The organism is Desulfothermobacter acidiphilus, from assembly GCF_052073645.1.
GTDB lineage: Bacteria > Bacillota > Desulfotomaculia > Desulfotomaculales > Ammonificaceae > Desulfothermobacter > Desulfothermobacter acidiphilus.
This window is the reverse complement of sequence record NZ_CM125440.1, coordinates 1045271-1067465: the sequence shown is the minus strand read 5'-3', so window position 1 is coordinate 1067465 and position 22195 is coordinate 1045271. Positions and strand designations below refer to the sequence as shown.

Sequence of the window (22195 nt, the reverse complement as noted above, 5' to 3'; positions counted from 1 at the left end):
GGAATCCACGTGTTTACCATGCTAGGCCGGCACCATCCCCGGGTTAAAGCTTTGCAGCGCTTGGCGCGTAAAAAGGGCCGCGAGGAGGCGGGAGTGTTCCTGGTGGAGGGGACGCATTTGGTGGCGGAGGCCTTGCGGCGGGGCCGAGTGCGGGAAGTATATTGCACTCCCGAGTGGGCGGCTTCTCCGGAGGGGGAAGAGATTCTGCGAGTGGCAGCTGCTGCGGGGGTACCCCGTTTCGGTCTGCCTCTGGCTATCCTGTCTCGGGCGGCGGCCACGGTTACGCCTCAGGGAGTGCTGGCAGTGGTGGAGCTTCCCGGAGTTCCCTGGCCCTCCCTGCTGCAAACGCCAAATCCTTTTCTGGTGGTGGTGGATGGGCTGCAGGACCCGGGCAATCTGGGAACGGTTTTGCGAACGGCGCAAGCGGTGGCGGCGACCGGGGTCTTGGTGTTGGAGGGCTCGGTTGATCCCTTTCACCCCCGTGCGGTGCGGGCTAGCGCGGGGTCCGTTTTGGAACTTCCTCTGGTTAGGAACCTGAGTCCGGAAGAGGCGCGGTCGGCGCTGTTGGGAGCAGGGGTAGAACTGGTGATGGCCGACCCCCGCGGCGAGTCTCCCTTCTACACTCACTCCTATCTCGGTCCCACGGCTATCATCGTGGGGAGCGAGGGAACTGGTCCTCGTCCTCTATGGGCGGGGATAGCGCGGCGACTCTTTATCCCCATGCCCGGGGGCACCGAGTCGCTCAATGTAGCGGTGGCCGCTGCCCTTTTCCTTTATGAGGGGGCGCGGCAGCGCTTTCGGTGGCGTTGATTCTCTTCCCGAGGTGTGCTATAATGCGAGCGAGTATAAGCTTTGGTCCGCGAAAGGTTGTGAGCCTATGGTTTGGACCGCCGAGCTTTTTTGGAAGCTATTTGAGGTCACCGGTTCCATTAGGGCTTACATCCTCTACCGGAGACTTCGACTGCACTGAGGCGGTCGGCACCCTTCGCGGGATTTCCTTCCTGAGCCTTGTCAAGGCCCTTGGCTTGTATTATCCTGGGCGCAAGGGCTTTTATTTTTAAGGACGAACCCGGTCGAAGATGGGGTGAAAAGGTGCTAGAAGAACTAGAAGCGCTACTAAGCCAAGCCAGAGACGCCATCATCCAGGCACCGGATCTTAGCGCTTTAGAAAAGGTGCGAATTCGCTTACTGGGGCGGAAAGGGGAACTCACCAGTCTCTTGCGCCGTATGAATCAACTCCCGCCGGACCAACGCCCATTGGTGGGCCAGCGGGCCAACGCGGTCAAGGAAGAGTTAGAGCAATTGCTGACCCACCGCGAAGACGAGTTGAAAAACCGGGCCCTCGCCGCTCGCTTGCAAGCGGAGGCGTTGGACGTCACCTTGCCGGGGCGCGCTTTCACTCTGGGCCACACTCACCCGCTCACGCTGGTGCTAGAGGAGATTGAGCGGGTTTTCCTGGGGTTAGGTTTCAGTGTGGTAGAGGGGCCGGAAGTGGAGCTCGACTGGTACAATTTCGAGGCGCTGAATATTCCCAAGGATCATCCAGCGCGCGACATGCAGGACACTTTTTTTATCACCGAAGAGATATTACTGCGTACCCACACCTCCCCGGTGCAAGTGCGGGTGCTGGAACGCTTGGCTCCCCGTTTACCGGTGAAGGTAATCGCGCCGGGCAAGGTCTATCGGCGGGACGACGACGCCACTCACTCGCCTATGTTCCATCAGATAGAAGGTCTGGCCGTGGATCGGCATATACGCTTCAGCGACCTGAAGGGAATTTTGTTAACCTTTGCGCAGGAAATTTTCGGCGGAGGCACTCGCCTGCGCTTCCGTCCTAGTTATTTCCCTTTCACTGAGCCGAGTGCTGAAGTGGATATTTCCTGCGTGATCTGCGGGGGAGAAGGGTGCCGAGTGTGCAAAGGCACCGGTTGGCTGGAGATCCTGGGAGCGGGGATGGTGCACCCTAGGGTGCTAGAGGTATCGGGCTACGACACTTCCACCTGCCGGGGGTTCGCCTTCGGTTTGGGAATCGAGCGGGTGGCCATGTTAAAGTACGGTATTAACGATCTGCGCCTCTTTTTCGGCAACGACTGGCGTTTCTTATCTCAATTTTAAGGGGGTTGGTCCGGAACAGTGCGGGTACCTGTGAGCTGGTTAAAGGAGTTTCTACCAGCCGATCTACCTGATCCCTCGGAGCTGGCCGAGCGCCTCACCGCTGTGGGAGTGGCGGTAGATACGGTGGAACCTTTTGCGGCGGGAATCGAAGGGGTGGTCACCGCCCGGCTGCTGGAAGTGACCCCTCACCCCCGAGCTGACCGTCTCCGCATCTGCCAGGCTGACACCGGTAGCCAGGTCTACGAGGTAGTCACCGGTGCCGATAACGTTTTCCCCGGCGCGGTGGTGCCCTTGGCTCTGGTGGGGGCGCGATTGGCCAACGGGCAAACCATTAAGAAGGCCCGCTTCCGAGGAGTGACTTCTCACGGGATGCTTTGCTCGGAAGAGGAATTAGGGTTGGAGGAGCGCTCGTCGGGCATCATGATCCTTCCTACCGACACTCCCGTCGGGGAGGACATTAACCGCTTGCTGGGCTTACCAGAGTGGGTGCTCAATCTGGATCTCACCCCCAACCGGGGCGATTGCCTCTCCGTTTACGGGGTAGCGCGGGAGTTGGCTGCGATTTACGGGGTACAGCTCCAGGAGCCCTCCCTGCTGGCTGGAGGCGAGCCAGGCCCGGAATCTATTGAGGTGAGGATCCAGGCGCCGGAGCTTTGCAGCCGCTATCTGGCCCGTCTTTTCGCCGGGGTGCGTGTAGGAACTTCTCCCTTATGGATGCAAGTGCGTCTGCGGGCTGCTGGTATGCGCCCTATCAGTAATATAGTCGACATAACCAACTACGTTATGCTGGAACTGGGCCAGCCCTTGCACGCTTTCGATTACACCACCCTGAGCGGGGGTAAAATAGTGGTGCGCCGAGCCCGGGAAGGCGAAGAGTTACTCTTGCTGGACGGCTCACTTTTGCGCCTGGAGCCGGAGCACCTGGTGATCGCTGACGCCGAGCGCCCGGTGGCTCTGGCTGGCGTTATGGGGGGGCGGGATACCGAGGTGACGGCGAGCACCAGCGTGGTGCTGCTGGAAGCGGCTCGCTTCGACGCTGTTAATATTCGCCGCACCGCCAAGCGTTTCGGCTTGCGTTCCGAGGCTTCCTTGCGTTTCGAGCGCGGGGTGGATGTGGAAGGGGTGCGGCGGGCGGCCGACCGGGCTGCTTATCTCGTCGATGCTCTGGGTGCGGGACAGGCGCGCTCCCTGGTGGTAGATTGTTATATAACCCCCTCTCCCCGCCGGGTGATCCTGGTGCGGCCAGAGCGGGTAGAGAGCCTTCTGGGAACTTCCTTTCCTTACCAGGAGGTAGCGGGTAAACTTCGCCGGCTGGGATTCCAGCTGGAAGAGACGGAAGAAGGGTGGCAGGTGGTGGTTCCTTCCTTCCGCCATGATGTGGCGCTTGAGGAGGATGTGGCGGAGGAGGTGGCGCGGGTTTACGGTTACGACCGTATCCCCACCACGCTACCCGAGGGCGAGACCACACCGGGGCGGGTGCCGGACGAATGGGCCTTCGCTTGGCGCCTCCGCCGTTTGCTCCTCGGGTGCGGCTTAACCGAAGTAATCACCTATAGCTTCATCCATCCGCGGGACTTGCAGCGGCTGGGCTGGCCGCCAGCAGCCTGGCGTCTGCGTAACCCATTGAGCGAGGAGCAGTCGGTGCTCCGCACCACCCTCTTGCCCGGATTATTGGGGGTTCTGGCCCGCAACGCTGCTCGTAGCGGCTGCAAAGGGCTGACCGTCTTCGAGCTCGGGCGGGTTTTCCTCTCCGGAGAACCCTTGCCCGAAGAGCGCTTGATGCTAGGGCTGGCAGTGGCTGGAGTTTCTCCCCGACACTGGTTGACTCCTTCGGTTCCTTACGATTTCTTCTTCCTCAAGGGGGTGCTGGAGACGCTGGCGCGGTTTTTGGGGATAAAGCAACTCAGCTTTGCCCCGCTGGTCGATAAGCCAGCATTGCACCCCGGGCGGGCGGCTCGAGTGGCGGTGGGGGAGCAGGAGCTAGGCTTCCTGGGAGAATTGCACCCCCGCTTGCAGGAGGAGTACGATCTTCCCTTCCAGGTGGTCCTGGCCGAGATCTCGGTAGCAGCGCTCATGGCTCGGTCGCAGGCGGTGGTCTTCAGCCCGCTGCCGCGCTACCCGGGAGTGGCGCGCGACTTGGCTTTTGTGGTGCGCCGCGAAATCCCAGTGGCGGAGGTAGAAACCCGCATCCGGGAAGCGGCGGGCAACCTGCTTCGGGAATTGGAACTCTTCGACGTCTATGAAGGGCCCCATCTGCCTCCAGGTACCCGAAGCCTGGCCTTCGGCCTTTTCTTCCAGGCGGAAGACCGCACGCTTACCGAGCAGGAAGTCAACCAGCGGATCGAAAAGATTGTTAGGCGCTTGCGGGAGGATTTGGCGGCTGATTTACGGGGGTAGCGATGGGCGAGAAAAACCGGGTGGAAGTGGAGATTGCCGGCGAACCCTACGTCCTGGTCAGTGAGGAGCCGGTGGAGCATATCCAGAAGGTGGCGCAGTTGGTGCACGATAAGGTTAGGGAGATGCGGCGCCGTAACCCCCGTCTGCCGCTCAATCGCGCCATCGTTCTAGCCGCTCTCAACCTCGCTCATGAATATCTGCGTCTTCAGGAAAATTACGATAGCCTTGTGCAGCTAATCGAAAAAGAGGGAGGCTCTTAGCGTGAAGCTTGGCGAGATTTACGAGTTGGCCATCGCTATGGGAATGGATAACGATCCCCGAGGTAAGGCAGCGGTGGAGGCCCTACTGGAGCGCGAGCGTAAGCAATACGAGGAACTGAAGGAGGAAGAGCGGGAGGCTTACGATCGGGAGCGCTTGCGTAACCCTTATAGCGACACCCGTATCCTTTACGGCTCACCGGAGCATGAAGTGCGTACGGCTTTGGTGGGCATCGATGTGGAGACGGCTGAAATCCTGTTGGCCGATCGCTTGCGCGAGAAGGGGCGGTCGATAGATCTGGTGCTGGGGCATCACCCGGAGGGGAGAGCTCTGGCCGATCTCTTTGCCGTCATGCACTTGCAGGAGGACGTGCTGGCTCGTTTCGGCGTGCCCATTAACGTGGCGGAGGGCATTCTGGCTTCGCGGATCAGCGAAGTGCAGCGGGGATTGATGCCCCTTAACCACTTCCGCCCGGTGGACGCGGCTCGGCTCCTCGACCTCCCTTTTATGTGCGTGCATACGGCTGCCGATAACTTGGTCACCTCTTACTTGCAACGCCTTTTTGACGAGCGCGGTCCTGAGCGAGTGGAGGATGTCCTGAAACTGCTACGCGAGATTCCAGAGTACCGTATGGCTCTGGCGCAGGGAGCTGGCCCCACTGTGGTGGTGGGCAAAAAGGAAAACCGGGCTGGCAAGGTGATGGTGGATATGACTGGAGGCACCAGCGGCTCTCCCGAAGCTTATGAGAAGCTGGCTCAGGCCGGTGTGGGCACAGTGGTAGGTATGCATATCAAAGAAGAGCACCGCAAAGAGGCGGAAAAGCACCACATCAACGTGGTCATTGCCGGACATATGGCCAGTGACTCCCTGGGGCTCAACCTTTTCCTGGACGAGTTGGCCCGGCGCGGAGTGGAGATTATACCTTTTTCCGGGCTCATAAGGGTGGCCCGCGCTTAAGTTGACTGTACCGGAATTGTTAGCCCCGGCTGGAAGCTGGGAGGCTTTGGTGGCAGCGGTACAGAACGGGGCCGACGCGGTGTACCTTGGTGGCAAACGGTTCAACGCCCGCCGCCAGGCGGCCAATTTTGACGATGAGGAGCTCCAGCGGGCCATCGATTACGCCCATGCCTGGGGAGTTAAGGTTTATGTGGCGGTCAACACTCTGGTGGCGGAAGCAGAGATGGAGGCGGCGGCTTCTTTCTTGCGTTTTCTCTACGAGGCGGGGGCGGACGCCGTTATCATCCAGGACTTGGGGTTGATGCGGCTGGCCCGCCGGCTATTGCCGGATTTGGAGTTGCACGCCAGCACCCAGATGACCGTTCATGACGCTGCTGCGGCCAGCTGGTTGCGGGAGCAAGGGATAAAACGGGTAATACTGGCTCGGGAGTGCAGCGGGCGAGAGATAGCAGCCATCAAACGCGCTGCGGGAGTGGAAGTAGAGGTTTTCGTGCACGGTGCGCTTTGCTGCTCCTATTCAGGGCAATGCCTTTTCTCTAGCCTGGTGGGTGGTCGGAGCGGTAATCGTGGGATGTGCGCCCAGCCCTGCCGCTTGCCTTACTCTCTGGTGGAGGCGGGAGGGCGTCTTATGCCCTTGCCTCCAGACACCGGCCCCTTCCTCCTCTCTCTCCGGGATCTGAACCTGAGCTCTTGCCTTCCCGTGCTGGTGGAAGCGGGGGTGGACGCTATCAAGATCGAGGGTCGCCTCAAACGTCCTGAGTACGTGGCCGTGGTGGTGAACGTTTACCGTCGCCTGCTAGACCGGATCCGGGAGGGACGTTTCGAGGTGCTTCCCGATGAGAGGGTGGCCTTGGCCCAGATCTTTAATCGCGATTTCACCACCGGCTACCTGGAGGGGGTTTTGGGGCGGGAGCTCATGAGTTACGCCCGTCCTAACCACCGGGGGGTCTATTTGGGGCGGGTGCTGGGTTACGACCGCCAGGAACGCCGGGCGCTAATAAAGTTGGCGCTTCCCCTACGACTGGGAGACGGGATCGAATTTTGGGTTTCCTCGGGCGGGCGGGCAGGGCAGACGGTAACCGCCCTTTTCCGCCAGGGGGCGCGGGTAGAGGAAGCAGCGGCTGGAGAAGTGGTGGCCTTGCCGTCAGAGGCTAGAGTGCGAGAAGGTGATCGGGTTTTCAAGGTCACCGATGTCTCGCTGTTGAGCCGGGCGCGGGCCAGTTTTCTCCGTCCCCGTCCCCGGATACCGCTTTCCTTTCGGCTGGAAGTGCGGCTGGATAAGCCTGCTCTTCTGGAGGCTATTGATGACCGAGGGCACCGGATTCGGGTTCTTTCCCAGATTCCAGGGAGCCGGGCTGAGCGTCACGCCCTTTCCTGGGAAGTGGCCCGCGAGCACCTGGAGCGCCTAGGCCACACCCCTTTCTTTCTGGCGTGCCTGGAAGGAGAAATAGACGAAGGGGTGTTCCTTCCGCTGAGCGAACTTAATCGGCTCCGTCAGCGGGCAGTGGAAGAGTTGCTGGCCCAGCGCTGTCGCCGTCCTTCGCCGCTACCCGATGAGTTTTTCGCCACTCGCTGGCAGGAGAGCCAGTCGTCCGCCAAAAGGGCTCGGGCCGCAACTCCGTACCTGGCGGTGAGTTGCGGTGATTTGGAAGCGGTGCGAGCGGCTTTAAACGCTGGGGCCGACCGCATTTATTTTGGCGGGGAGAATTTCCGCTTTTGGGTAAAACCTTCGGTCACCCCGGAAACGGTAGCGGCAGCCTGGGAACTGGCGCGGAATAAAGGTGCGGCCTTTTTTTCTCTGACACCACGGATTACCAAACCAGGCGAGGAAAAAGAAGTGTGGGCTTACCTGGAGCGAGCGCGTGGAGCCGAAGGAGTGGTGGCCGCTAACCTAGGCTGGTTTTACCGGCTGCGCCGGCACGGGGTGGGGCGGTGGGTGGATTATTATCTTAATACCTTTAACCGGCAGGCGCTTTTGCTTTGGGCTCGCGAGGGAGCTCTGGGGGTGACCCTCTCGCCCGAGCTCACTCTGCAGCAAGTAATCTTCTTGGCTCGAGAAGCTCCCCTGCCTCTGGAAGTGCTGGTGCACGGGCGACTACCGGTGATGGTTACCGAGCATTGCGTGCTGGGAAACGCGCTGGGAGGAAAAGAGAAGGGGAATACCTGTTCTGCTCCTTGTAGGGGGCGGCGTTTCGCTTTGCGCGACCGCAAGGGAATGCTCTTCCCTTTGTTGCCCGACTCCCGCTGTCGCACCCATATCTTCAACAGCCGGGAGTTGGTGATGCTAGCCCACCTGCCCGCGCTATTGGAAGCGGGGGTAACCGGTTTGCGGCTGGAAATGCGCTTGGCCGATCCTGCCGAGGTGTTCCGGGTAACCCGAGCTTACCGCCGGGTTCTAGACGCCTATCTGGCTGGTGCGGAAGTGGAGGCGGAGCGCGAGGAAGAGCAATTGGGTTATCGCGGAGAGTTTACTCGGGGGCATTACTTCCGAGGGGTGAGTTGATGATAGAGGCCCGCACTTTAGAGTTGCTGGATTTTCCGGCCATAAGCCGCCAGCTGGCCGACCGCGCCGTCTCTGCCATAGCCAAGGAGTGGGCGCTCCACTTGCGTCTTGCCGGCACCTTCGAGCGCATGGGCCGGCGCCTGAAGGAAACCGAAGCGGCGCAGAGGCTGTTGCGCCACTATCCGGACTGGTCTATAGGAGCTCTGGGCGATCTACGCCCTTTGCTCCGCCGCGCAGCTCGGGGTGGAGTGCTCACAGCCGCCGAACTGCTACACGTGGCCGAGTTGCTGCGCCAAACGCGCTCGGTGCGGGACTTTCTCCAGGACAAGGGGGTGGAGGAGCCGCTCCAGCTGCTGGCGCGCCAGTTATTTCCCCGACCGCAACTGGAAGAGCAATTGCGGGAAGCGCTGCTGCCCCCCGATGATTTAAAGCCGGGGGCCTCGCCTCTCCTATCTCAGCTTCGCCGGCGTCGTCAAGAAGTCGAGAAGGCCATCAAAAGCTTGCTGGAAGGCTACCTGCGCTCACCCCAGTGGCAGCGTTATCTTCAGGAGCCTTTGGTCACTGTGCGGGAGGGGCGTTACGTGCTGCCCGTCAAGGTGGAGCATCAAGACAGGATCAGAGGGTTGGTACACGATCAATCGGCCAGCGGGGCCACCCTTTTCATCGAACCGTGGGAGGTAGTGGAAAAGGGAAACGAATTACGGCGTCTGGAGTTGCAGGAAAGGGAAGAAAAGGAGCGCCTTTTGGGTCAACTCTCCTCCTTGGTGCGCCAGGAAGTGCGAGCCCTTTATCGCTCCCTGATTTCGCTGGCCCGGATTGATCTGGCGCTGGCTAGGGGGCGGCTGGCTCAGGAATGGGATGCGGTAGTGCCACGAATAGAGGATCGCCCCCGCTTGCGTTTGCGTGGAGTGCGCCACCCATTGCTGGGAAGACGATCGGTGCCTCTAGACCTGGAACTGGGCTACGCCTTTGACGTGCTGGTGATCACCGGACCCAATACCGGTGGCAAGACAGTGGCCCTAAAAACGGTAGGGTTGAGTGTGCTCATGGCCCGGGCCGGCTTGGCGCTACCGGCGCGGGAAGCGGAAATCGGCTGGTTCGAGCGGATACTGGCCGACATCGGCGACGAGCAGAGCGTGGCCGAGAATCTCAGCACTTTCTCCGCTCACTTACGCAACCTGGCTCGTTTCCTAGCTCAAGCCAGCGATACGAGTCTGGTGCTGCTGGACGAACTGGGAGCGGGAACCGATCCCCGCGAGGGGGGAGTGCTGGGATGTGCGATTCTGGAAGAGTTGCTGCGCCGTGGGGCTAAGGTTGTGGCTACCACCCATCTGAGTGAAATTAAAAACTTCGTCCTTGGGCATTCCCGGGCGGAGAACGCCGCGGTGGATTTCGATCCCGAGACTTACGCCCCCACCTACCGCCTGGTTTTAGGCCGCCCGGGGCAGTCGCTGGCTTTCGAGATGGCCGAGCGTTTGGGGCTACCGCCTCCGTTGGTGGCGCGAGCTAAGGAGCTGCTTCGTCCCGAGGAGCGAGAGGAGAGGGAGCTCACCGCCCAGTTGGTGCAAAAGCTGGCCGAAGTAGAGCGAGAACTAGAGGAGGCTCGGCGGCAGCGTCGCGAGGCGGAGGAATTGGCCCGACGTTATCGGCAGGCGGAGGCTCGCTTGCGGGAACGGCGGGAGCAGCTAATGGCTCAGGCCCGCGAGCAGGCGGCGGCTTTGGTGCGGCAGGCTCGGCGGGAAGCCGACGCCCTGCTGCGGGAGCTCAGGGAGCAGATCCGAGAGGAGGTGGGGCAAAAACGCGAGCAAGCGCTACACGATTGGCGCCGCCGTATGCGGACGTTAGGCGAGCGTTATCAAACCCCTCCCTTATTTCCCGCCCCGGCCCCAAGCGCGAACGCAGATCAACATCTAACGGTCGGGAGCGCGGTGCTGGTGCCTTCTCTGGGTAGGGAGGGAACAGTGATGGCGCTGGAAGGCGATAAGGTTACGGTGCAGGTGGGAGCCTTCAAATTGGAGCTCCCCCGGGTAGCGGTGCAACCGGCGGTGGTGCGCGAGCGCTACCAAGAACGAACTCCTCTCCCCGCTTCCTCGGTCAGCCCGGTGTTGGACTTGCGAGGGCAACGGGCGGAAGAGGCCCTGGAGTATCTGAGTCGCCAACTAGACGCTGCCCTTCTGGCCGGGCTCACCCAGGTAACGGTCATTCACGGGCACGGCACTGGGAAATTGCGTCAAGCGGTGCGCTCTTTCTTAACCGATCATCCCCAGGTTAAGGCCTTTCGCTCCGGCACTCCAGAGGAGGGAGGAGCCGGAGTAACCGTGGTAGAATTAGTTTGATTTTAAATTTTTTTTCTGGAGGGGATAGGGTTGCGGGCGCAGAAAGAATGTTATAGCTGTTTGGAGCGCTTGGTGGACACGGCTTCCCGGTGGGCAGCACCGGAGGGAGAACTGCAAGAGCGAGCTCGGGAGGCGGGTAGGGAGGTATTGCGGGCCGAGTTTTCTTATACCAAAATACCTACCACCATAGCCACCTTGATTCAGCGGATCATCAAGCGGATCACCGGCAACCCAGATCCCTTCCGGCCGGTTAAAGAGCGGGAGATGGATTTGGCAGGTGAACTTTGCGCTCGCTTGCCGACCGAGGAGATGGGAGCGGAACAGCTCTTCCGCTTAGCCGTATTGGGTAACGCGCTGGATTTCTTCCGCGATCTAGAGGTGGTGCAGAGGGAATTCCAGGAGCCGGTGGAGCTGGTTCGGGACGAAACAGAACTTTTTTTGGCCCGGCTCGCTTCAACGCGCCGGCTCCTTTATCTAGCCGACAACGCTGGGGAGGTCTATTTCGATCTCCCTCTCTTCCGCTACCTGGCAGCGCGGGTTTTGGAGGCGTATTACGTGGTCAAGGCTCTTCCCACTCAAAATGACCTGACTTTGGCCGATGTGCGGGAGCGCAGTCTGGAATCGGCCTTCGGCCGGGTGGTGAGCACCGGGACCGATTCGCCGGGACTGCATCTGGAGGAGGCTTCGGAAGAAATGCGGGAGCTTTTTCGCAGCGCGGATTTAATTTTGGCTAAAGGAATGGGCAACTATGAAACCCTCTCGGAGCTTTCCGATCCCCGTGTTTTCCACCTTTTAAAGGCCAAATGCGCCCCGGTGGCCAGGAGTTGGGGCGTAGAGGTGGGCAGCTTCATAGCGGCCTTCGGCCGTTCCTGAAACCAAAATAAGGGGGAAAGTAACCTATGCAGCCGCTACTGGTGCTGGAAGATTTGCACGTAGCTGTAGCAGGACGCCCGGTGCTGCAGGGCATTAACCTGGAGATTAAGCCGGGGGAAACGCACGTCCTTTTCGGTCCCAACGGCTCGGGCAAGACCACCTTGCTGGGAACCGTCATGGGCTTTGCTCGCTATCAAGTAACTGCGGGGCGCATCTGGTTTCAGGGAGAGGATATCACCCATCTGCCGGTAAACCAGAGGGCGAGCCGGGGCATAGGTCTGGCCTTTCAGAGGCCGCCGTCTTTGCGGGGAGTTTATTTGCGCGACTTGGTGCAACGCCTGCAGCGGGACGGGGCCGATCTGGAGGTCATGGCGGCAGAGCTAAAACTAAAGGAGTTTCTAGATCGGGAAGTAAACTACGGTTTTTCCGGGGGGGAACTCAAGCGCTCAGAGCTCCTGCAGTTGTTGGCGCAAAACCCGAGCCTGGTCTTGCTGGACGAGCCCGAATCAGGAGTGGATGTGGAAAACATGGCCCTGATCGGCAAAGCGGTGGGCTACTTGCTGGAGAAGGAGTTGGCTCCGTGGGACCGGCGTTCTTTGCGCGAGATGCGGCGCGGTCGCACTAAGGGGGGGCTGGTTATCACTCACACCGGTTACATCCTCAATTACATCGAGGCGGATGTGGGGCATGTTCTCTTTGGCGGTAAGCTCTGCTGTAGTGGCAACCCCCGCGAGCTCTTCAATTGCATTCAGAAAGTGGGCTACACCGAATGCATTCGCTGCACCAATCTTAATGGGGGGTGTTTCTGTGTCTAAGGAAACCGTTTCTCCCGAACTCACCGCTTTGCCGCCGGAAGACAAGGACTGCCTTTTGCGTGTGGGCATCGAGCCCACCGGTACGGGACGTAGCGGCTCCTTCCTGCAGTTCGATCAGGAGGTTTTCCAGTACCAGAGCCAGCAGGAGGGGCTGGAAGTTTGGAGCCTGCAGCGAGCGCTTCGGCTTTATCCCTGGGTGGAGGAGTACCTGGGACGCCTTCTCCCCGAGTATCGTCCGCGGACCCCGGAGGCCAGAGGGTATTTTATTCGCGTGCGAGCGGGAGTCAAAGTGGAGCTACCGGTGCAAGCCAGTCTCTTTATAGCCCGCGAGGGCACCCGGCAAGAGGTGCATAACCTGATCATAGTGGAAGAAGGGGCCTCCCTGCGTTTGATTACCGGCTGCGCTTCCGGCTCCTGTGTCCGCCACGGGCAGCATCTAGGCATCACCGAAACCTTTATCCGGCGGGGCGGGGAACTCAACTTCACCATGATCCACCACTGGGGCGAGGGAGTGGAAAGCCTCCCCCAAGGAGCGGTGTGGGTAGAAGAAAGAGCCACTTACATCCACAATTACATCTGCCTGAGCGGGGCCAAGAGGCTGATTACTAACCCCAGCACCTACCTGGCCGGAGCGGGGGCGTTAGTTCGCTCCCAATCCATCTTACTTGCTCCGCCGGGGACGAGCATGGACGTGGGATCGCGCGTCTACCTGCAGGCGCCGGAGACCAAGGCTGAGCTCATTTCCCGGGCCATCACCACCGGTGGTGAGATTGTCTCTCGCGGCTTGCTGGTGGGAGAGGTGGCCGGCGTGAAAGGGCACCTGGAGTGCCACGGGCTGATGCTCACCCCGCGGGGGCGCATTTTAGCTGTTCCCGAGTTGGAAGCCCGCACGGCCAACGTTGATCTTTCCCACGAAGCGGCCGTGGGGAAGGTGGCGGAAGAGGTGGTGGAATATTTAATGGCCCGAGGCCTGGAAGAAGAAGAGGCCTTGTCCGTTATCGTGCGGGGGTTCCTTAACGTGAGGATGGACGGGTTACCGGCGGCCCTCCAGGAAGAAATTGACAAAATCATCAAGGTTTCCGCCGCTGGCGTCTGATAGCCGACACCTCAAGTTAATTTGGGAACAAGCCTACCATTCGCCTTTAAACGCTTGACACGCTGTTTTTGCCTTACCTAAAATACTCTTAATCTGCGCCTGCAAGATGCTTAGAGGCGGGGGTGGGAATTGCGCGAAACGTGACCGGTGCGAAACCGGCGGATAAGAGCCTGAAGGCGAATGGGTACGAAGGAGTGGTCTTAGGGGGTAGGGGGTAACAATGAGATTAGAATGGTTAGTGGCTTGCCTGCTTTTGCTTCCCATGATGGCAGGGGTGTGCCTGTTTTTTCTTCCTGCCGCCCGCCCGCGCAAGCTGGTAGTCACGGGCACGGCTGCAGTTCTGGCCTTGATGGCATTGATCCTGGCCGTGAAAGTTTTAAGAGCCAGCATTCCTCAAACGATGGACGTTTCCCGCTGGTCTTTGATAGTTGACTGGCTAGATCTCTTGCTGATAGGGTACTTTCTTTACACCGGCTGGCGTTGGCGCCATAGCCTGGTGGCTGGGCTAGCGGCTCTTCAAGGAGTGCTGTGGCTCTTCTTGCTCTTTTGGCAATTGCCGTCTCGCGGGTTCGACGCCTATCCCACCTTCTTTATTGACCCGCTGGCGGCTATCATGGTTTTGGTCATTTCGCTGATAGGTTCCCTCATTTGCGTTTACGCTCTGGATTATATGCCCCGGCACGAAGCTCATCTCCGGCTAGAGCGCACGCGGCAGCCCCGGTTTTTCTGCTTCTTGGTGGGATTCTTAGGGGTAATGAACGGCTTGGTGCTGGCCAACAACCTGCTCTGGCTTTTCTTCTTCTGGGAACTCACTACCTTGTGCTGCTACGAGCTCATCCGACACGATGGCACCGAAGAGGCGCAAGCCTCGGCTTTGAGGGCGCTGTGGATGAATTTGGTGGGAGGGGTGGCCTGTGTGCTGGCCTTATTCCTGACCTACCGCACGCTGGGAACCCTTTCCTTGGCTGCGGTGGTGACGCAGGCCAGCATGGGGGCAGCCTTGCTCTTACCGCTAGCTTTTCTTTCTCTCACCGCCTTTACCAAGGCAGCCCAGGTGCCTTTTCATAGCTGGCTCCTGGGCGCGATGGTGGCACCCACGCCGGTTTCGGCGCTGCTCCACTCCAGCACCATGGTGAAAGCGGGCGTGTACTTGGTGCTACGGCTGGCTCCCGCCTTTTTCGGCACGGTGCTCTCCCCAGCGCTGGCCGTTTTTGGCGCCTTTGTCTATCTATCGGCTTCTCTGCTGGCCATCAGTCAAACGGTTTCCAAGCGGGTATTGGCGCTTTCCACGGTGGCCAACCTGGGATTGATCATCGCCTGCGCCGGCATCAACACCGATCTAGCCTTGGCCGCGGCCCTGGTGATCCTTATATTTCACGCTCTTTCCAAGGGGCTGCTCTTTATGACCGTGGGAATCTACGAGCAACAGGTGGAGTCGAGGGATATCGAGGTGATGGAGGGGCTGATCAATCGCTCCCCGGTGGCTGCGGCAGTTGGAGCTGTTGGAATGCTCTCCATGGCCTTTGTGCCTTTCGGGGCCGTGTTAGGCAAATGGGCCAGCCTGGAGGCAGTAGCTCAATCTCCTTCGCTTTGGTTCCCCCTGGTGGCGGCTTTCATTGCCGTGGGTAGCGCGGCTAGCCTGGTTTTTTGGGTCAAGTGGTTGGGGCGGATGTTGAGTTCCGTTCCCTTGCGGCAAGAGGAGCGCCTGGATCGAGAGAAGGGGCCCTTCGCTTACGGCACTGTGCTAGGGCTCACTGGGATTTTATTGCTGGCCAGCGTGCTGGTGGGCGGACTGGTACGGGTGTTGGTGTTGCCGGCGGTGGTGGCGCTGGGTTACCAGACGCATCTGGTGGCCACCTGGAGCGGCTGGGGGAGTTATTATGGCTTCTTTGCCGTTTGGCCGGTCTTCCTGATAGCGGGCGCAGCTATCCTATTGCCATTCCGTGCTTGGCGGGTGCGGCGGGAGGATTATCGCCCCGTCTACCTTTGCGGTGAAAATCTATCGGTTTCGGACCCGTCTTTCCGAGGTCTAGCGGATCAGCCGGTGCCTCTGGAGACGGGCGGCTTTTATTTCACCTCGTGGAGCGAGGCGCGTCTTAACCCCTGGATCAACGCTTTGGGAATGGTGTTGCTGCTAGTCATCTTGCTCGTGGCGGGGGTGAGAGTGTGAACCTGGTTAGCTGGCTCGTGGCTTTGGGGGTGCTGCTGGGAGCTCCCTTGCTGGGCGGCTTTCTTCGCGGCTTAGATCGCAAATTAACCGCGCGCTTGCAAGGTCGTGTGGGACCTCCCGTGTGGCAACCCTTTTACGATTTCCTTAAACTGTCGGGCAAGGAAACTCTGGTAGCTTCGCGGGCTTCCTGGTCTTGGGCCTGCGGCTATCTGGCCCTGACGATGCTGGCTACTGTCTTCTTTTTTCTGGGGCAAGATCTACTGGCGGTCGTGCTCATCCTCGGTTTCGGGGGAGCCTGCTTGGCTCTGGGGGCCTATTCGGTTCGCTCCCCTTACGCGCAACTAGGGGCTAACCGGGAGCTCTTGCAGATGTTCGCTTACGAACCGGTGCTTTTGCTCGCAGCGATTGCCATCTTCATGCGCACTGGATCTTTCCAGGTGGCAGCCGTTTGGCAGCACCCGGGAGCTCTCTTCCCTAGCCTATGGCCCACCTTTTTAGCCTTGCTGGCGGTTCTAACCATTAAAATGAGGAAATCGCCTTTCGATATCGCGGCTTCAGAGCACGCTCACCAGGAGTTGGTCCGGGGAGTGTACACCGAGTATTCGGGGAAAACGCTGGCGCTGATCGAGTTGGCCCATTGGTATGAGTTGGTGCTGTTGCTAGGCTTGGTCTTTCTCTTTTGGGCCCATCCCTGGTGGGTGGGATTCCTGCTGGTGGCGTTCGCTTTTTTCTTGGAGATACTTGTGGACAATGTTCTGGCTCGATTGCGCTGGCGGACCATGCTTTACTTTACCTGGATCGAGGGGCTGGGGCTGGCGTTGGCTAATATCGTCTATCTCAACCTCGTCCGGGGTCTGCTTTAGTGGATGGGGGGTTGGCAATGGGTCTTTTGACCAAAGCGCGGGTGAAATCTCCTTGGTTGCTGCATTTTTGCGGCAGTAGCTGCAACGGTTGCGACATCGAAATCCTGGCTTGCCTAACGCCCTACTACGATGTGGAGCGTTTTGGGATCCTGCATATGGGCAATCCCAAGCACGCCGACATTTTGCTGGTTACCGGGCCGGCTAACCGGCGTAACTACAAGGTTTTGCAAAACCTTTACGCCCAGATGCCCGATCCCAAAGTGGTGGTTGCCGTAGGTACTTGCGCTTGCACCGGCGGCATTTTCCACAACTGTTACAATGTCATGGGTGGCGTGGACAAAGTGATCCCCGTGGACGTGTACGTTCCCGGCTGCGCCGCCCGGCCAGAGGCCATTATCGATGGCGTGGTGCTAGCGCTCAAGAGGTTGCGAGGTGAAGTGGAAGAATGAAGATTATAAACGATTACCAAATCGAGAAGGAGCAGCTCCTAACTGAGGTCCGCCGCTTGGTTGCGGAGGGAGCTCGGCTGGGAGCGACCATTTGCCTCGACGCAGGGGAAGAGTACGAGGTGATCTACAATTTCCAACTGGGGCTTGATTCCCTCAACCTACGGCTGCGAGTTGGGAAAGAAGAGGAGGTCCCCAGTATTTCTCCTATATTGCTGGGAGCGGTGCTGGGCGAGAACGAGATGCGGGAGATGACCGGGCTTAAGGTCACAGGTATGGTGTTGGACTTCGGTGACCGGATGCTTCTGGCCGACGAGAGCCCCCGTCATCCCCTGCTCCGGGTGGTTCAACCAGGCGAGGTGAAGCGGTGATGGCTCGTGTAACTTTTCCTTTTGGTCCCCAGCATCCGGTGCTGCCCGAGCCGCTACAGTTAATTTTAACCTGCGAAGACGAAAAAGTGGTAGAGGCGAAGCCGCGTATCGGCTATATGCACCGGGGAATAGAGAAGGCTTGCGAGCTCAACCCTTACAAGAATAACGTCTTCCTTTGCGAGCGCATTTGCGGTATCTGCAGCTTTATCCACGCCGAAGCCTATTGCGAAGTGCTGGAGAAAGTCATGGGGATCGAGGTCCCTCCCCGAGCCAAATATTTGCGAGTCTTCTGGGCGGAGCTTTCCCGGATGCATAGTCATCTTTTGTGGCTGGGATTGTTCGCCGACGGCTTCGGACTAGAAAGTCTTTTTATGCAGTGCTGGCGGGCCCGGGAGTTGGTGTTAGATATCTCCGAGTTCACTTCTGGTCACCGTATCATCCAATCCACTTCGGTGGTGGGTGGGGTCCGGCGCGACCTGACTGCGGAGCAGATTCACACCGTTCGCGATTTATTGCAGCGCTTTCGCGAGATCTATGCTCCACTTTTCCCGGTGTTCCAGCACGATCGCACCATCAAGAGCCGCACCTGGGGTAAGGGTCTCCTTCCCAAAGACGTGGCCTGGAAGTTAGGAGCCGTGGGACCTACCGTCCGGGGTAGCGGCTGGGCTTTCGACGCCCGCATGGATGGTTACGCTGCTTACGGTGAATTGGGCTTTGAACCGGTGGTGGAGGACGGTTGCGACTGCTACGCGCGGATGATGGTGCGGGCGCGGGAGGTCTGGCAGTCCTGGGAGTTGATTCAATTGGCGCTGGACCGCCTGCCGGCAGGGGAAATCAACGTGCCCGTAGAAAAGAACCCGGAAGGAGAAGCTTTTCACCGGGCGGAGCAACCGCGCGGGGAAGTTATCTACTATTGCCGGGGTAACGGTACGCCCCATCTCCAGCGGCTCAAGGTGCGTACGCCTTCCTTTGCTAACGTTCCCACGCTGTTGGCGATGTTGCCGGGCTGCGAGTTGGCCGATGTGCCGGTGATTACCCTTTCCATTGACCCGTGCGTGGCCTGCACAGAAAGATAAATTGGGGTGGTGTTGCCGATGAGGATGGTAGGGGTGGTTCTGCGCAACTTGTTACGTGGTCCGGTGACGCGGCATTACCCTGATGAGCGGCGGACTTTCTTCACTGGCTCGCGGGGGCGACTGGTTTTTGCTCCAGAGCGGTGCGAGTTTTGCGGCGAATGCGAGCGCATCTGTCCCGCTCGGGCCATAGAGTTGGATACCGCTTGGGATACCAGCAGAGAGGACTACGCCATCATTTGGTTGCGGCGGTATTATTCTTTCCGCTGCATCGCGTGCGGCAGTTGCGTGGAGGCTTGCCCTTACGGGGCGCTGCACTTGGAAACGGAGCCGGAAGCTCCTGCTTATCGCAAGCGGGTCAGTGTGGAAGAAATTCCTAACTGGCATTGGAGCGAGTGGGTGGCTTCCTGAGTTCGTTATCTCGGGCACCGTTTCCGGTGGGGAAGCGGTGCCCTTATTTTTAATTGAAAATTGAATTGAGCGGGGAGGGAGCAGGGTTTGGCAGCAGCGAAAGCATGTAAGATTTTCCCTTTTGCGGCGCTGGTGGGTCAGGAGGAAATGAAGCTGGCCCTCATTCTCAATGCTATCAATCCCCGGCTGGGTGGAGTGCTGATCCGGGGAGAAAAAGGTACCGCTAAATCTACTGCGGTGCGGGGCTTGGCTGACCTTCTACCCGAGCTCCAAGTGGTGGCCGATTGTCCCTTTGGTTGTGATCCAAAAGATGTGTCCACCATGTGCCAGGATTGCCGGGAGCGCCATCGCCGGGGCGAGGAGCTTCCGGTGGCTACGCGGCGGATGAAGGTGGTGGACCTGCCGGTTTCGGCTACCGAAGATAGGGTGGTGGGCACGCTCGACTTAGAGCACGCCATTAAGAAGGGGGAGAAGCGTTACGAGCCCGGGGTGCTGGCTGAGGCCAACCGCGGTATCCTTTACGTGGATGAGGTCAATCTCCTGGACGATCACGTGGTGGACGTGCTGCTAGATGCGGCCGCTATGGGAGTCAACACGGTGGAACGCGAGGGCGTTTCCTTTTCCCACCCCGCGCACTTCCTTCTGGTGGGAACCATGAACCCGGAGGAAGGGGAGTTGCGTCCCCAGCTCCTGGATCGTTTTGGTCTATGCGTTAATGTAACCGGCGTCCGGGACCCGGTGGCGCGGGTGGAGATCGTGAAGCGGCGGGCAGCCTTTGATGAAGATCCGGAAGCGTTTTGTCAGCAATGGGAGCCGGCGCAAGAGGAACTCCGCCGGCGCATCGTGGCTGCGCGAACTCTTCTTTCCCGGGTCTGTATCAGCGACGAGATGCTCTTGCGCATTGCTACCCTGGCGGTGGAAATGGGAGTGGATGGGCACCGGGCCGATCTCGTGCTGATGAAAGCGGCCAAAACTCACGCGGCCTACGCCGGGCGCTGCGAGGTTGAGGAAGAGGATATTCTGGCCACTGCCCCACTGGTTTTCCGGCATCGGCGGCGGCGACGCCCCTTCGAACCCATGGAGGAAGAGGTAGTGCAACTGGCGGAAACCTGGCAGCGGGTTCGGGGTTAAGGATGATCCGGGTCGAGGGACTGGTCAAGGTTTTCGGTAATATCCGGGCCGTGGACGGTCTTTCCTTCTGGGTAGCCGCGGGAGAGATTTTCGGCCTCCTAGGTCCTAACGGAGCGGGTAAGACCACCACTATCCGCATACTTACCATGCTTACTCGACCTACGTCGGGAGAGGTGTTCCTGGCCGGCCACCACCTGGGCCGCGAGTCCGAGCAGGTAAAAAGGATGATCGGGGTGGTGCCTCAGCACATCAACCTTGACCAGGAACTCACCGTGTGGGAGAACCTGGAGTTACACGGACGCCTGCACCGGATACCCCGGGAGCAACGGCACCACCGCATTGAGGAACTCCTGGAGTTTATAGATTTATCTGGTCGCCGTCAGGCCCTTATCCCTCAACTGTCAGGCGGTATGAAGCGCCGCTTGATGATAGCCCGCGCCCTTCTGCATCGTCCCCGCGTTCTTTTCCTGGACGAGCCCACGGTGGGGCTAGACCCGCAGACCCGGCGCAAGATCTGGGAGCTGATTCGACAACTCAACCATCAGGGTGTAACCATTCTTCTCACCACCCATTACATCGAGGAGGCGGAGATTCTTTGCCACCGAGTAGGGATAGTAGATCACGGCCGTCTCATCGCTCTGGGGGCACCGACCGAACTCAAGGCGCGGCTGGGCCGGGTGGTGGTGGAAAGCTTTTCGGACGGAGAGCTCCACTACCGCTTCTATAACAGTCGTGAGGAAGCGGCAAGAGAGGTTTCCCGGTTGACCGGCACGGTGCTTATCCGAGAGGTTAACTTGGAAGATGTTTTCATTGAGCTCACTGGCCGCCGAGTGAGAGACTGAGGGGGACGTCGGATGGATTTTTACGCTGTCTTGTGGCGAGAGTTGATCGTATTGAAGCGGGGCTTCTGGAAATTCTTTGCTTCTCGGTTAGTCAACCCCTTGCTCTACTTGATTGCCTTCGGTTGGGGTATTGGGCGGAGTGTGCAAATGTCCCAGGGAAGCTATCTGGAGTTCGTTATCCCCGGGATCGTGGCCTTGAGTGCTATGACTACCAGTTTTGGAGCCGCGGGCACCCCTTTGAACATGGCCCGCTTATACCATAAGACGCTGGAAGAGTATCTCATAGCTCCGGTGAGTACCTTCTCCTTCGTAATGGGCCGGGTGCTAGCCGCTACTCTGAGGGGCCTGCTGGCCGCTCTAATCATCCTAGGTCTGGCGTTGCTCTTCCGAACTCACTTACCCTTGGGGGCAGCCTTTTTGCTGGTGCTCTTTCTCACCTGTTTTCTCTTCAGCGCTCTAGGAGTGGTGGCGGCCATGACCATCAATTCGCACGAGGACATGGCCAACTTTACCACCTTCGTCATCATGCCCATGTCCTTCCTCTGTGGCACCTTTTTTAGCACTTCTAAGCTCCCGATGGGGGTGCGGCAACTCATCGAGTTGCTCCCTCTTACTCACACCAACCTGGCTCTGCGCCAACTCGCCTCCCATGGCCCCTTTCCCTGGACAGCGCTAGCGGTTCTACTGGCTTATTCCTTGTTTTTCTTCGCCCTGGCGGTTTACACGGTGCGGCACTGCCAAGATTAGATTTGGCGGCTGAAAAACCAGGAACCGAGGCCGCCCAGAACCAGAACCATAGCACCCAGCACCAGGAGATCGGTGGTCAGGGCGAAGTGGACCAGAAAGGTCAGCGCCTGGGGTGGAGCTCCGGCGAAAATCAGGTGGCGCAGAGCATCCACTCCATAGGTCAGGGGGTCGAAGTGCATCAAAGCTGCCATCCACTCGGGGACATTGGCCAGAGGGAACATGGCGCCGCTGAGAAAGTAAAGTGGCATTACCAAGAAGTTCATGATCATTTGAAAACCCTCCATGGTTTCCATGCGGCTGGCGATGGCTACCCCCAAGAAGGTTATGGCCAGCGAAATAAGGAATAGCACGGATAGTAACTGGCCTATTAGAGGGAGGTTAAGGTGGATCTGAGCCAGCGGGGCCAAGGCCAGCAGAATGGCTGCTTGGCAAAGAGCCACGGTACTGGATCCCAGCGCTTTGCCCATAGCGATACCCCAGCGGGGAACAGGAGCTACCAGCACCTCTTTAAGAAAACCGAACTCCCTATCCCATATGATGGAAATCCCAGAGAAAATTGAAGTAAATAGGACCGACATGGCCAGAATGCCAGGGTACATGAATTGCAGGTAGCTCAACTCCACTCCCGGAGGAGCGGCGCGAAAGGCCATGGCGGCCGAGATCCCTTGCCCTACGATGAGGAAATAAAGCAAGGGCTGCCCGATCATTCCTACAAGGCGGCTGCGGTCCCGCCAGAAGCGGAGCCATTCCCGATACCAGATGGTATAGATCGTCCTCAAAGCTGTTCCCAT

General features: G+C 59.3%; 20 protein-coding genes. 19 read left to right on the top strand and 1 reads right to left on the bottom strand.

Going from position 1 to position 22195, the window contains the following annotated elements; translation table 11 throughout:
- Window positions 1-18: 18 nt before the first annotated feature.
- The 19 genes from ACTLLP_RS05410 to ACTLLP_RS05320 all read left to right on the top strand — a co-directional run bounded on the left by ACTLLP_RS05410 (window position 19) and on the right by ACTLLP_RS05320 (window position 21404).
- Window positions 19-810, top strand: a complete 792-nt coding sequence (locus tag ACTLLP_RS05410) for a TrmH family RNA methyltransferase (protein WP_441061661.1) — start codon at window positions 19-21, stop codon at window positions 808-810.
- A 282-nt stretch (window positions 811-1092) separates the two neighbouring features.
- Window positions 1093-2115 (top strand): phenylalanine--tRNA ligase subunit alpha, encoded by a 1023-nt coding sequence (gene pheS, locus ACTLLP_RS05405; RefSeq protein WP_441057589.1) that lies wholly within the window; start codon window positions 1093-1095, stop codon window positions 2113-2115.
- Window positions 2116-2133: 18 nt separating this feature from the next.
- On the top strand, window positions 2134-4512 hold the full coding sequence (pheT, locus tag ACTLLP_RS05400; RefSeq protein WP_441057586.1) for a phenylalanine--tRNA ligase subunit beta: 2379 nt from the start codon (window positions 2134-2136) through the stop codon (window positions 4510-4512).
- Window positions 4513-4514: 2 nt separating this feature from the next.
- Window positions 4515-4772 (top strand): cell division protein ZapA, encoded by a 258-nt coding sequence (zapA, locus tag ACTLLP_RS05395; RefSeq protein ID WP_441057583.1) that lies wholly within the window; start codon window positions 4515-4517, stop codon window positions 4770-4772.
- 1 nt (window position 4773) lies between these two features.
- Window positions 4774-5727: an NGG1p interacting factor NIF3 gene (locus ACTLLP_RS05390; RefSeq protein ID WP_441057580.1), complete on the top strand. Its 954-nt coding sequence runs from the start codon at window positions 4774-4776 to the stop codon at window positions 5725-5727.
- Between the two features lies 1 nt (window position 5728).
- Complete coding sequence (locus ACTLLP_RS05385; RefSeq protein ID WP_441057577.1) at window positions 5729-8230, top strand: U32 family peptidase; 2502 nt, start codon at window positions 5729-5731, stop codon at window positions 8228-8230.
- Window positions 8230-10566 (top strand): endonuclease MutS2, encoded by a 2337-nt coding sequence (locus tag ACTLLP_RS05380; protein WP_441057574.1) that lies wholly within the window; start codon window positions 8230-8232, stop codon window positions 10564-10566. Before ACTLLP_RS05385 ends, ACTLLP_RS05380 begins: the two co-directional genes overlap by 1 nt.
- A gap of 30 nt (window positions 10567-10596) precedes the next feature.
- The gene (locus ACTLLP_RS05375) at window positions 10597-11439 is read left to right on the top strand and encodes a damage-control phosphatase ARMT1 family protein (protein ID WP_441057571.1); all 843 of its coding nucleotides are present in this window, start codon (window positions 10597-10599) and stop codon (window positions 11437-11439) included.
- A gap of 26 nt (window positions 11440-11465) precedes the next feature.
- Window positions 11466-12254 (top strand): ABC transporter ATP-binding protein, encoded by a 789-nt coding sequence (locus ACTLLP_RS05370; protein ID WP_441057569.1) that lies wholly within the window; start codon window positions 11466-11468, stop codon window positions 12252-12254.
- Window positions 12247-13350, top strand: a complete 1104-nt coding sequence (locus ACTLLP_RS05365; RefSeq protein ID WP_441057566.1) for a SufB/SufD family protein — start codon at window positions 12247-12249, stop codon at window positions 13348-13350. Before ACTLLP_RS05370 ends, ACTLLP_RS05365 begins: the two co-directional genes overlap by 8 nt.
- A 220-nt stretch (window positions 13351-13570) precedes the next feature.
- Window positions 13571-15520 (top strand): NADH-quinone oxidoreductase subunit 5 family protein, encoded by a 1950-nt coding sequence (locus ACTLLP_RS05360; protein ID WP_441057562.1) that lies wholly within the window; start codon window positions 13571-13573, stop codon window positions 15518-15520.
- Complete coding sequence (locus ACTLLP_RS05355; protein WP_441057560.1) at window positions 15517-16383, top strand: respiratory chain complex I subunit 1 family protein; 867 nt, start codon at window positions 15517-15519, stop codon at window positions 16381-16383. Before ACTLLP_RS05360 ends, ACTLLP_RS05355 begins: the two co-directional genes overlap by 4 nt.
- A 17-nt stretch (window positions 16384-16400) precedes the next feature.
- Entirely contained in the window at window positions 16401-16832 is a 432-nt protein-coding gene (locus tag ACTLLP_RS05350) for an NADH-quinone oxidoreductase subunit B family protein (RefSeq protein WP_441057557.1), read from the top strand.
- The gene (locus ACTLLP_RS05345) at window positions 16829-17200 is read left to right on the top strand and encodes an NADH-quinone oxidoreductase subunit C (protein WP_441057554.1); all 372 of its coding nucleotides are present in this window, start codon (window positions 16829-16831) and stop codon (window positions 17198-17200) included. Before ACTLLP_RS05350 ends, ACTLLP_RS05345 begins: the two co-directional genes overlap by 4 nt.
- Complete coding sequence (locus tag ACTLLP_RS05340; protein ID WP_441057551.1) at window positions 17200-18276, top strand: hydrogenase large subunit; 1077 nt, start codon at window positions 17200-17202, stop codon at window positions 18274-18276. The genes ACTLLP_RS05345 and ACTLLP_RS05340 overlap by 1 nt, the downstream gene beginning before the upstream one ends.
- Window positions 18277-18294: 18 nt before the next feature.
- On the top strand, window positions 18295-18684 hold the full coding sequence (locus ACTLLP_RS05335; RefSeq protein ID WP_441057548.1) for a 4Fe-4S dicluster domain-containing protein: 390 nt from the start codon (window positions 18295-18297) through the stop codon (window positions 18682-18684).
- Window positions 18685-18771: 87 nt separating this feature from the next.
- Complete coding sequence (locus ACTLLP_RS05330; RefSeq protein ID WP_441057545.1) at window positions 18772-19815, top strand: magnesium chelatase ATPase subunit I; 1044 nt, start codon at window positions 18772-18774, stop codon at window positions 19813-19815.
- Between the two features lie 2 nt (window positions 19816-19817).
- A complete protein-coding gene (locus ACTLLP_RS05325; protein WP_441057542.1) occupies window positions 19818-20657 on the top strand; it encodes an ABC transporter ATP-binding protein in 840 nt (279 codons plus the stop codon).
- A gap of 12 nt (window positions 20658-20669) precedes the next feature.
- Entirely contained in the window at window positions 20670-21404 is a 735-nt protein-coding gene (locus ACTLLP_RS05320; RefSeq protein WP_441057539.1) for an ABC transporter permease, read from the top strand.
- Here the strand turns inward: ACTLLP_RS05320 and ACTLLP_RS05315 are convergent.
- Window positions 21401-22195, bottom strand: a complete 795-nt coding sequence (locus ACTLLP_RS05315) for an ABC transporter permease (RefSeq protein WP_441057536.1) — start codon at window positions 22193-22195, stop codon at window positions 21401-21403. The two genes, ACTLLP_RS05320 and ACTLLP_RS05315, sit on opposite strands and share 4 nt — an antisense overlap.

Excerpts from the sequence above, each read along its gene's own strand:
- ACTLLP_RS05410 (WP_441061661.1), top strand. The coding sequence starts at position 19 with ATGCTAGGCCGGCACCATCCCCGGGTTAAAGCTTTGCAGCGCTTGGCG.
- zapA (WP_441057583.1), top strand. The coding sequence starts at position 4,515 with ATGGGCGAGAAAAACCGGGTGGAAGTGGAGATTGCCGGCGAACCCTAC.
- ACTLLP_RS05380 (WP_441057574.1), top strand. The coding sequence starts at position 8,230 with ATGATAGAGGCCCGCACTTTAGAGTTGCTGGATTTTCCGGCCATAAGC.
- ACTLLP_RS05370 (WP_441057569.1), top strand. The coding sequence starts at position 11,466 with ATGCAGCCGCTACTGGTGCTGGAAGATTTGCACGTAGCTGTAGCAGGA.
- ACTLLP_RS05360 (WP_441057562.1), top strand. The coding sequence starts at position 13,571 with ATGAGATTAGAATGGTTAGTGGCTTGCCTGCTTTTGCTTCCCATGATG.
- ACTLLP_RS05350 (WP_441057557.1), top strand. The coding sequence starts at position 16,401 with ATGGGTCTTTTGACCAAAGCGCGGGTGAAATCTCCTTGGTTGCTGCAT.
- ACTLLP_RS05345 (WP_441057554.1), top strand. The coding sequence starts at position 16,829 with ATGAAGATTATAAACGATTACCAAATCGAGAAGGAGCAGCTCCTAACT.
- ACTLLP_RS05340 (WP_441057551.1), top strand. The coding sequence starts at position 17,200 with ATGGCTCGTGTAACTTTTCCTTTTGGTCCCCAGCATCCGGTGCTGCCC.
- ACTLLP_RS05335 (WP_441057548.1), top strand. The coding sequence starts at position 18,295 with ATGAGGATGGTAGGGGTGGTTCTGCGCAACTTGTTACGTGGTCCGGTG.
- ACTLLP_RS05325 (WP_441057542.1), top strand. The coding sequence starts at position 19,818 with ATGATCCGGGTCGAGGGACTGGTCAAGGTTTTCGGTAATATCCGGGCC.
- ACTLLP_RS05320 (WP_441057539.1), top strand. The coding sequence starts at position 20,670 with ATGGATTTTTACGCTGTCTTGTGGCGAGAGTTGATCGTATTGAAGCGG.
- ACTLLP_RS05315 (WP_441057536.1), bottom strand. The coding sequence starts at position 22,195 with ATGGGAACAGCTTTGAGGACGATCTATACCATCTGGTATCGGGAATGG.